Source organism: Bradyrhizobium sp. (assembly GCF_028868675.1).
In the GTDB taxonomy this organism is placed as follows: domain Bacteria; phylum Pseudomonadota; class Alphaproteobacteria; order Rhizobiales; family Xanthobacteraceae; genus Bradyrhizobium.
This window is the reverse complement of record NZ_JAGWUA010000038.1, coordinates 19,532-29,777: the sequence shown is the minus strand read 5'-3', so window position 1 is coordinate 29,777 and position 10,246 is coordinate 19,532. Positions and strand designations below refer to the sequence as shown.

10 protein-coding genes are annotated in these 10,246 nt (G+C 65.7%); 6 read left to right on the top strand and 4 right to left on the bottom strand.

Features of this window, described 5'->3' with window-relative positions; genetic code table 11:
* Positions 1–189 precede the first annotated feature (189 nt).
* Genes KGM94_RS07860 through KGM94_RS07850 form a run of 3 tightly spaced genes read right to left on the bottom strand, consistent with a single transcriptional unit; the run spans position 190 to position 2,353 of the window.
* A complete protein-coding gene (locus KGM94_RS07860; RefSeq protein WP_300256591.1) occupies positions 190–573 on the bottom strand; it encodes a DUF6285 domain-containing protein in 384 nt (127 codons plus the stop codon).
* 2 nt (positions 574–575) lie between these two features.
* Complete coding sequence (locus KGM94_RS07855; protein WP_300256589.1) at positions 576–1,562, bottom strand: phosphotransferase family protein; 987 nt, start codon at positions 1,560–1,562, stop codon at positions 576–578.
* On the bottom strand, positions 1,559–2,353 hold the full coding sequence (locus KGM94_RS07850) for an enoyl-CoA hydratase/isomerase (protein ID WP_300256587.1): 795 nt from the start codon (positions 2,351–2,353) through the stop codon (positions 1,559–1,561). The genes KGM94_RS07855 and KGM94_RS07850 overlap by 4 nt, the downstream gene beginning before the upstream one ends.
* 163 nt (positions 2,354–2,516) lie before the next feature.
* On the opposite strand from KGM94_RS07850, the gene KGM94_RS07845 reads away from it, so the two are divergent.
* The 4 genes from KGM94_RS07845 (at position 2,517) to KGM94_RS25275 (ending at position 6,148) form a co-directional block, all read left to right on the top strand.
* Entirely contained in the window at positions 2,517–3,296 is a 780-nt protein-coding gene (locus KGM94_RS07845) for an SDR family oxidoreductase (protein WP_300256585.1), read from the top strand.
* 75 nt (positions 3,297–3,371) lie between these two features.
* Entirely contained in the window at positions 3,372–3,752 is a 381-nt protein-coding gene (locus KGM94_RS07840) for a VOC family protein (protein ID WP_300256583.1), read from the top strand.
* A 188-nt stretch (positions 3,753–3,940) separates the two neighbouring features.
* On the top strand, positions 3,941–5,215 hold the full coding sequence (locus tag KGM94_RS07835; RefSeq protein ID WP_300256581.1) for an acyl-CoA dehydrogenase family protein: 1,275 nt from the start codon (positions 3,941–3,943) through the stop codon (positions 5,213–5,215).
* A 207-nt stretch (positions 5,216–5,422) separates the two neighbouring features.
* Positions 5,423–6,148, top strand: a complete 726-nt coding sequence (locus KGM94_RS25275; RefSeq protein ID WP_366526219.1) for an N-acetyltransferase — start codon at positions 5,423–5,425, stop codon at positions 6,146–6,148.
* Positions 6,149–6,277: 129 nt separating this feature from the next.
* Here the strand turns inward: KGM94_RS25275 and yghU are convergent, their stop codons facing one another.
* Positions 6,278–7,156: a glutathione-dependent disulfide-bond oxidoreductase gene (yghU, locus tag KGM94_RS07820; protein ID WP_300256579.1), complete on the bottom strand. Its 879-nt coding sequence runs from the start codon at positions 7,154–7,156 to the stop codon at positions 6,278–6,280.
* A gap of 316 nt (positions 7,157–7,472) precedes the next feature.
* On the opposite strand from yghU, the gene KGM94_RS07815 reads away from it, so the two are divergent.
* Positions 7,473–8,606 carry a nitronate monooxygenase gene (locus KGM94_RS07815; protein WP_300256576.1) on the top strand — a complete coding sequence of 378 codons (1,134 nt, stop codon included), beginning with the start codon at positions 7,473–7,475 and terminating at the stop codon, positions 8,604–8,606.
* 124 nt (positions 8,607–8,730) lie between these two features.
* On the top strand, positions 8,731–10,245 hold the full coding sequence (locus tag KGM94_RS07810) for an acetyl-CoA acetyltransferase (RefSeq protein WP_300256574.1): 1,515 nt from the start codon (positions 8,731–8,733) through the stop codon (positions 10,243–10,245).
* Position 10,246 lies beyond the last annotated feature (1 nt).

Below are 10,246 nucleotides of genomic sequence, written 5' to 3'. Positions count from 1 at the left end.
CGTCATTGCGAGTTCCGACCGGCCCGAGGGGCCGACCCGCCTTAGATGAAAATGGGTGAGCCACTCTGACTGAGTTTAGACCGGTACCCACCCACTTTCTTCCTAGGAGCGAAGCGACGAAGCAATCCAGAATCGTTCCGCGGTGACAGACTGGATTGCTTCGCTTCGCTCGCAATGACGGGAGAGGCCCTACCCGCCCTTCTCCCCCTCCAGCTCCCGCTTGTACGAGGCGTAGTTCGGCTGATCCACCGCGAGCTTGTCCATGGTGGTCTGCCAGAGATGCTCGGCGAGCCCGGGCGTGGCGAGATCGACCTCGCCTTTGGCGATGCGCGCCGCGAGGGCACGATTGAGTTCCATCACCGACCCCGTCATTCCCAGCAGAGCCGAGAGCCGCGCGATCTCCTTCGCGTCGCTGCCCGCCTCCAGCGTCAGCTGGCGCGTCACCAGGTCGAGGATGTTGATGGCGACGCGCAGCTTGAAGGCCTGGTGGCCGGAAATCAGCGGCGTGATGTCGTTGCGCAGGAAGTCGGCGACCGCCTTGGTCAGCTCGGTCGGCGTCGGATCGTCTTGCATGCTCATCTCCCCCGCGGCGACAGCAGCCGCAAAAGATCGATCTCGGTCTCGGACGCGCGGCGCCCGATCATGGCTTGCTCCATCGGATGGTCCGGGCTGTTGCGGAACCGTTGCATCATGCTGCCGCACATGGTGCCCCAGCGCAGCGTGCCCATCACTTCCCAGAATTTGACGCGCGCGGGATCCACCTTGCGGCCGGCGGCCTCGTAGCCCGCGAACAGCTCCTCGCGCGAACCGAGACCGCCGACGGGCTTGTCGATCTCGCCATAGCGCCAGGAATTGACGCAGATCCAGCCGATATCCTCCATGGGATCGCCGAGATGGGCGAGCTCCCAGTCGAGCACCGCGCGCACGCCTTCGGGGCCGATGATGAGATTGCCGTTGCGGAAATCGCCGTGCACCACGGTCATTTCGTCCGAGGGGCCCGGGTCGTGGTCGCGCAGCCAGCGCAATGCGAGCTCGAAGACCGGCCTCGGCCGCTCGAGACTGCGATAATCGCGCTCGAGCTCGTCGAGCTCTTTCGTCGCGGTCATCTCGCGCAGCGGCGGCAACTTCGCCTGCGGCAGGCCGTGCAGGCCGGCGAGCACGCCGCCGATCTGCCGCGCAAGTCTTGGCCGGATCGCGGCGAATTCGGCGTCGCGCAGGATTTTTCGCGCGATGGTCTCGCCTTCCACCCGCTGCATGATGAAGCCGGTGCCGAGATTATCCTCCGGGCTCAGCACGTGCAGCACGTGCGGCGACGGCACGCCGACCTCATAGGCGAGCTGCATCAGCTTCGCCTCGGCATCCAGGCCCGCCGCGCGCAACCGCGCCTCGCCATAGCCCTTTGGCGCGCGGCGCAGGATGGCGGCGACAGGACCGTCCGGGTGCACGATGTCGAAGCGCCAGGTTTCCTGGCTGGCGCCGCCGGACAGCTTTGCCGCGCCGGTGACGCCGGTTGCGCCCGGGCACCACCGCGCGACGCTGCGCGAAAGTTCCGCCTCGATCATTTTCCCCGAAACTTCGCCGGCCGCTTCTCCAGGAACGCGGTGACGCCTTCCTTGAAGTCCTCGGTCGAGCCCGCGAGCCGCTGCGATTCGAACTCGAGATTGAGCTGTTCCTCGAAGGTGTTTTCCGGGCTGTCCCAGTAGAGCTTGCGGATCAGCGAGAGCGCCACCGTCGGGCCGTTGGCGAGCTCGCGCGCGAGCTTCATCGCCTCCTCCATCAGCACGGCGTCGTCATGGACGCGGTTAACGAGGCCCCATTCGAGCGCCTTCTCAGCCGGCAGCCGCTCGCCCATCAGCGACAGTTCCACCGAGCGCGCCTTGCCGATCAGCCGCGGCAACAGCCAGGTCGAGCCGCAATCCGGCACCAGGCCGATGCGGCGGAACGCCTGCAGGAAATAGGCCGAGCGCGCGCACAAAATCATGTCGCCCATCAGCGCGAAGCTCATGCCGGCGCCCGCGGCCGGCCCGTTCACGGCGGTGACGATCGGGCAGTGCAGCCGGCGCAGGCGGCGCAGGAACGGATGGAACGCGGTCTCCAGCGCCGAGCCGGCGTTGCTGCGGCCGGCCGTCTTCTGGGTGTTGCGGCCTTGCAGGTTGGCGCCGGTGCAGAACGCCTTGCCCGCGCCGGTGGCGACGAGGCAGCGCACCTCGTCCTTGCGGTCCTCGATCGCATCGAGCGCCTCGGCAAGGCCGCCCAGCATGTCGATCGACACCGCGTTCATGACCTCCTGGTGATCCAGCCTGAGGACGGCGACCGGTCCGTCGAAATCGAGCGTGACGTGCTTGAACTGCATTGTTTCCTCGTGGTTGCGACCGGCGATGTTTCGCTGATCGGAATTGGTTGTCGGGACGCATATTTGATTTTTGGCGCGCTCTTGTCCATGGTGGTCGGGACATGGCACATCGTCTTGTGCGCAGCGGCTGACGCGCGTCATACCAAGAAACGGGAAACGCCCCATGAACATCTTCGACCTCACCGGCCGCGTGGCCGTGATCACCGGCGGCAATGGCGGTATCGGGCTCGGCATCGCCCAGGCACTCGCCGCGCAGGGCTGCAACGTCTCGATCTGGGGCCGCAACGCGGAGAAGAACAAGGCCGCGGCGGCCAGCATGGCAGGCCTCGCCGGCAAGGTCGACACCCGAATCTGCGACGTCACCGATCCGGCGTCGGTGAACGCGGCCATGAAGGCCACGCTCGACACGTTTGGCCGGGTCGACGGCTGCTTCGCCAATGCCGGCATCGGCGGCGGCGGCCGGCGTTCCTTCATCGAGCGCACCGAGCAGGAATGGCGCACGATGTTCGCCACCAATCTCGACGGCGTATTCCACGCGTTCCAGGCCGCCGCCCGGCACATGACCGACCGCGCCAATGCCGGCGATCCCTTCGGCCGGCTGGTCGCGACCTCGAGCCTCGCCTCGATCTTCGGCACCGCGCGCAACGAGCATTACGCCGCGACCAAGGCCGCGATCAACGCGCTGGTGCGCGCGCTCGGCGTGGAACTGGCGCGCCACGGCGTCACCGCGAACGCGATCCTGCCGGGCTGGATCAAGAGCGACATGACCGCCGGCATCATGGGCAACGAAAAATTCGTCGCCAACGTCATGCCGCGGATTCCGCAGCGCCGGTTCGGCGAGCCGTCGGACTTCGGCGGCATCGCGGTGTACCTGATGAGCAAGGCCTCGTCCTATCACACCGCCGACACCTTCGTGATCGACGGCGGCTACACGGCGTTCTGATTCCGTAGCCCGGATGGAGCGAAGCGCAATCCGGGCTACGGAATTCAATCGGTTCAACAGGGGAGAAAACCACAAATGTTCTCGCACGTGATGATCGGCACCAACGACCTCGACAAGGCCAAGGCGTTCTATGACGCGCTGCTCGGCACGCTGGACGTACGGCCGGCGCGGGTCGACGGTCATCGTATCTTCTACATCACCAAGACCGGCGTGTTCTCGGTGTCCAAGCCGATCGACGGCAAGGCGGCAACTCCCGCCAATGGCGGTACGATCGGCTTCGCCGCCAATTCGCCCGAGCAGGTCGAGGCCTGGCACAAGGCCGGCGTCGCCGCCGGCGGAACCCCGATCGAGAATCCGCCCGGCATTCGCGAGGCCTCTGCCGGCAAGCTCTATCTCGCCTATCTGCGCGATCTCGACGGCAACAAGATCTGCGCCATGCACCGGATGCCGGCCTGACGGCTGAACGCCTCTCTCGTGTCCCGAACGCGCTGCGTCCGGGGCACGAGCGATTCAAATCGCGCGCGATACGGCGCTTCAAACATTGTTCGATCTGCGCCGATCCGGAAAAGACCGCGCTCGCGCTTTGCGCCGGTCCCGTCTATTGTCGCCGGCAACACGGCATCATCGAAACGGGAGGAACGACAATGAAGCATGCCTACGTGCCCCGCACGACCAACTACACGCTCAACCCGGGCGACGAACTCAACGACTTGCGGATGTCGGATCAGGTCCGTCCGCTCTACGACCATGTCAAGAAATTCATCCGCGACACCGTCGAGCCGATGTCGGTCGAGTTCGTCAAGGCGGGCGCGGGCAGAGAGGACCGCTGGAGCTTCACGCCGAAGCAGCTCGAAGTGCTCGAGAAGGCCAAGAACAAGGCCAAGCAGGAAGGCCTCTGGAATTTCTTCCTGCCCGATGACGAGACCGGCCAGGGGCTGAAGAACCTCGACTACGCCTACATCGCCGCCGAGCTCGGCAAGAGCCCGCTGGCGTCCGAGACCATGAACTGCTCGGCGCCCGACACCGGCAACATGGAGGTGCTGGAGCGGGTCGGCACCAAGGAGCAGAAGGAGAAGTGGCTGAAGCCGCTGCTCAACGGCGAGATCCGTTCCGCCTATGCGATGACCGAACCCAACGTCGCCTCCTCCGACGCCAAGAACGTCTCGACCACGGCCAAGCTCGTCGGCGACGAGTGGGTGATCAACGGCGAGAAGTACTACATCTCCGGCCTCGGCGATCCCCGCTGCAAGATCATGATCGTGATGGTCAAGACCAATCCGGACGCGGCGCCGAGCAAGCAGCAGTCGCAGATTCTGGTGCCGCGCGACACGCCCGGCGTCGAGGTGCTCGGGCCCATGCACGTGTTCGGCCAGGACCACGCGCCGCGCGGCCACATGCACATGCGCTTCAGCAACGTCCGCGTGCCGAAGGACAACATGCTGCTGGGCGAAGGCCGCGGCTTCGAGATCTCGCAGCTCCGCCTCGGACCGGGCCGCATCCACCACTGCATGCGCACCATCGGCAAGGCGGAGAAGGCGCTCGACCTCATGGTCACGCGCGGACTGACCCGCGAAGCCTTCGGCAAGAAGATCGCCCATCTCGGCGGCAACATGCAGATCATCGCGCAGGCGCGCTGCGAGATCGAGGCGATGCGGCTGATGGTGCTGAAGGCGGCCAAGGCCATGGACGTGCTCGGCAACAAGGAGGCCCGCGTCTGGGTCTCCATGGTCAAGGCCATGGTGCCGGAGCGTGCCTGCCGGATCATCGACCAGTCGATCCAGATGCACGGCGCCACCGGCATCTCGCAATGGACCCCGCTCGCCGAGATGTACCAGGACGTCCGCCATCTGCGCTTCGCCGACGGCCCGGACGAGGTGCACTGGATGGTGGTCGGCCGGCACGAATTGAGCATGCCGTAGCGTCTCTCCTCCGTCATTGCGAGCCAACGGGTCCGCGCAAAGCGCGGCCCGATGACAGGCTCCGCGAGGCAATTCAGACCGTATCCGCGGACAGACCCTGGATTGCTTCGTCGCGGAGCCTGTCATCGGGCCGGCCGAGGGCCGGACCCGTTGGCTCCTGGCAATGACGGCGCCGAACAGGAGCCTTCATGGAAGAGGAGACCGACGATGCCGAACAATTTCAGCGACAATGAGGGACGCGAGCGCTTCGAGCTCGCCGTCGACGGAACGATCGCCTTCGTCACCTATCGGAAATCGCCGGGCGAGATCACGCTGGTGCATACCGAGGTGCCGCCCGAGCTCGGCGGTCGCGGCATCGGCTCGAAACTCGGCCGCGCCACGCTGGACGCGGTGCGCGCGCAAGGGCGCAAGCTCCGGGTCGAATGCGACTTCGTCCGCAACTTCATGACCAAGAACACGGCGTACAACGATCTGCTCGCCGAAGGGGCCGGCGCGCATGCCGAGCCTGCCGCGCATTACAAGGCCGGCTGCTTCTGCGGCGCGGTCGAGGTCGAGGTGATGGGCAAACCGGTGTTTGCGGGCTACTGCCATTGCGCCGATTGCCAGGCGTGGTCTGCGGCGCCGATCAACGCCTTCAGCCTGTGGAAGTCGAGCGATGTGCGCGTCGCCAAAGGCGAAGCGGAGTTGGCGACCTTCCACAAGACCGAAAATTCGTACCGCAAATTCTGCAAGCGCTGCGGCGGCCATGTCATGACCGAGCATCCGCGGATGCGGCTGATCGACGTCTACGCCAACCTCCTGAAGGGCTACACCCATAAGCCCACGCTGCACGCGAACTACGCGAGCAAGATGGTCTCGGTGCGCGACGGCCTGCCGAAATATGTCGATCTCCCCGCCGACCTCGGCGGCTCCGGCGAGACACTGCCGGATTGATGCAAGGTGTCTGGTGCGCAGGGTGGGCAAAGGTGCAGAGCACCGTGCCCACCATCTTTCGCTCATATACGCAAAAGTGGTGGGCACGCTTCGCTTTGCCCACTCTACGGCTCTGCAACCCGGGACTCGCTACGTCGCCATCTTCTCCGCGATCTTGTCCTGCGTCTTCGTCTCGAAGTCAGTCGCCTCGTGGCGCTCGTGCAGCTGGCTTGCGGGGTCACCCCAGGTGCGGTTGACCATGCGGCCGCGCTTCACGGCGGGCCGCCTGGCGATCTCGTTGGTCCATCGCTGCACGTTCTTGTAGTCCTGCACCGAGAGGAATTCGCCGGCGCCGTAGAGCAGCCCCTTGGCGAGCGCGCCGTACCAGGGCCACACCGCGATGTCGGCGATCGTGTACGCATCACCTGCGAGATGCGCGCTTTCGGCAAGCCGCCGGTCGAGCACGTCGAGCTGGCGCTTCGTTTCCATCGCAAAGCGGTCGATCGGATACTCCATCTTGCTCGGCGCATAGGCGTAAAAATGGCCGAATCCGCCGCCAAGATAGGGCGCGCTGCCCATCTGCCAGAACAGCCAGGACATGCACTCCGTGCGGGTCTTGACGTCCTTTGGCAGGAAGGCGTCGAACTTTTCGGCGAGGTAGAACAGGATCGAGGCGGATTCGAACACCCGAATCGGCTCGGGGCCGGAGCGATCCATCAGCGCCGGAATTTTTGAATTCGGGTTGATCGCGACAAAGCCGCTGCCGAACTGCTCGCCCTTGTTGATGTTGATCAGCCAGGCGTCGTATTCGGCGCCCTTGTGACCGAGCGCCAGCAGTTCCTCGAGCATCACCGTGGCCTTGACGCCGTTGGGCGTCGCCAGCGAATAGAGCTGCAGCGGGTGGCGGCCGACCGGCAGCTCCTTGTCGTGGGTGGCGCCGGCGATGGGACGATTGATGCTGGCAAAGCGCCCGCCGCTCTCCTTGTTCCAGGTCCAGACTTTTGGCGGCTCGTAAGGGGCGTCGGTCATGCAAGAGGCTCCAGCGCGATGTTGCGCGAAATGTTAGCTAGCATCGAATGCGGGATTGGCAACGGCTTTTGCCCATCATTTCGCTCCCTTCGCTTCTTGTCTTGATGGCCGGACCGCATTCTATCGGTCTTGCGAAAGCGCAATGTCCTCTGATTATTTTGCGCAGCGGAATGCCTCTGCCTCAGGCCGGCATCTGCACGCAAGAAGCGCATGGAAATCCGGCTTGGATGGGATGATGCGATGGGCTAGCGTCGATTTGCGCATTCGCCGATCCAAGCAAGAACAGCAGCGCAAAGACTGCCGCCGGGAGAAATACATGAAATCGCCGATTTGCGACATGCTGGGGATCGAATTCCCGCTGTTCGCCTTCAGCCATTGCCGCGACGTCGTCGCCGCCGTCAGTCGCGCCGGCGGATTTGGCGTACTGGGCGCGACCGTGCACACGCCGGAAACCGTGGAGCGCGAGCTGAAATGGATCGACGACCACGTCGACGGCAAGCCCTATGGCATCGACGTGCTGATCCCTGAAAATATCTCGACCGCCGGCGAGAAGAACGTCACCTGGAAGAGCCTGGAGGCGCGCGTGCCGCAGGCGCACCGCGACTACACTCGCGATCTGCTGAAGAAATACGACATCGAGCTCACCACCACGAGCGTGGCCGACAACCAGCCGCAGCCGTTCGACGCCAGGACCGCGCTGGAAATGCTGGAGGTCGCGTTCCGCCACCCGATCCGCCTGATCGCGAACGCGCTCGGTGTGCCGCCGAAGCAGATGATCGAGATGGGCAGGAAGCACGGCGTGCCGGTGGCGGCGCTGGTCGGCGCCAAGGAGCATGCGATCCGCACGGTCGCTGCCGGCGTCGACATCCTGGTCGCGCAGGGCACCGAGGCCGGCGGCCATTGCGGCGAGGTCTCGACCATGGTGCTGGTGCCGGAGGTGATCAAGGCGATCAAGCCGATCCGCGACGTGCCGGTGCTGGCGGCCGGCGGCATCATGACGGGCAGTCAGATGGCGGCCTGCATGGCGATGGGCGCGGCCGGCGCCTGGACCGGCTCGGTGTGGCTCGCCACCGTCGAGTCCGAGACCACCGAAACCTTCCGCGAAAAGATGATCGCGGCGTCCGCGCGCGACGCGGTGCGCTCCAGGGGCCGCACCGGCAAGCCGGCCCGCCAGCTCCGCTCGGTCTGGACCGATGCCTGGGACCGCGCGCCGGAGAGCCCGGGCTCGCTGCCGATGCCGCTGCAGAGCATCATCAGCCGCGACGCCTTCAACTCGATCGACCGCGCGGCGGCCGCCGGCAATGCCAAGGCCCGCGACCTCGTCAGCTATTTCGTCGGCCAGGGCGTCGGCCTGGTCGACAGCGTGAAATCGGCGGGCGCCGTGGTGCAGGAATTCAAGGAAGATTTCGTAGAGGCCGTCGAGCACATGAACGCGCTCGTCGCGGAGTAGCTTCCACATCGTCATTGCGAGCGAAGCGAAGCAATCCAGACTGCCTCCGCGGAACGATTCTGGATTGCTTCGCTTCGCTCGCAATGACAAGACAACCGACATTGCAGGAATTGATTAGAAAATCATGCCAGCGACCAGCATCCCCCCGGACCGCATTCCCGTCATCGTCGGCGTCGGCGAGATCGTCGATCGACCGAAGGAGATCGCAGACGGCATCGAGCCGCTCGACCTGCTGGAACAGGCGCTGCGGCGCGCGGAAGCGGATGCCGGGGCGAAACTGCTCGGCGGGGTGCAGTCGCTCGACGTGGTCAGCTTCCTGAGCTGGCGCTATCGCGATCCGGAGAAGCTCTTGGCGCAGCGGCTCGGCATTCAGCCATCGCACTGCTACTACGGCCCGGTCGGCGGCGAGAGTCCGATCCGCTATCTGCATGAGGCTGCACTGCGCATCGCGCGCGGCGAGTGCACGGTCGCAGCCGTCTGCGGCGCGGAGGCGCAGTCGACCGCGACCAAGGCCGAACGCGCCGGCGTGAAATTGCCGTGGACGCCCTTCGCCCACGACGTCGAGGAGCCGAAGCGCGGCGCGGCGTTCCAAAAACCCCTCGCCGTCAAGCTCGGCGTGTTCCGCCCCGTCACCGTCTATCCCTTCTACGAGGCCGCCTCGTCGGCGCAGTGGGGCCAGACCCCGCGCGAGGCGATGGCCGAATCCGGCATGCTGTGGGCGCGTTATTCGGACGCCGCCGCGCAAAATCCCAATGCCTGGCTGAAGCGCCGTTTCACGTCCGAGGAGATCACGACGCCGACCGCCGACAACCGGCTGATCGCCTGGCCCTATACCAAGCTGCAGGTCGCCAATCCCATGGTCAACATGGGCGGCGCGCTGCTGCTCACGAGTCTGGCCAAGGCGCGAGCGGCCGGCATCTCCGAGGATCGGCTGATCTATCCGCTCGGCGGCGCCTCGGCGGAGGAGCCGCGCGACTATCTCCTGCGCGACCAGTTCTACGAGAGCCATCCGCAGAACGCGGTGCTGCGCGCCGTGATGGATCTCGCCGGCGGCGACGGCAGGAGATTCGACGCCATCGAGCTCTATAGCTGCTTTCCCTGCGTGCCAAAGATGGCGCGGCGGACGCTCGGCTTAGGCGCCGACGTGCAGCCGACCGTGACCGGCGGCCTCACCTTCTTCGGCGCGCCGCTCAACACCTACATGACGCACGCGGCCTGTGCGATGGTGCGCCGCCTGCGCAGTGGCGCAAGGCTCGGCCTGCTCTACGGCCAGGGCGGTTTCGTGACCAAGCATCACGCGCTGATGGTGTCGCGGACGCCGCCGCGCGAACTGCTGTCGCAGGAGACGAGCGTGCAGGCCGTGGCGGATCGCAGCAAGCGTGCGGTGCCCGAGTTCCTCACGGAGGCCACCGGCAAGGGCAAGGTCGAGAGCTTCACGGTGATCTATGGCCGCAATGGCGAGGTCGAGCACGGCGTCGTCATGCTGCGCACGGAGGGCGACAAGCGGACGTTGGGGCGGATCCCGGCGAGCGAAGAGAAGACGCTGGCGCATCTTCTCGACATGGACCGCACGCCGGTGGGCTCGACCGGGGACATCACGATGGCCACCGACGGCGTGCCGGAGTGGCGGGTGGCGTAAC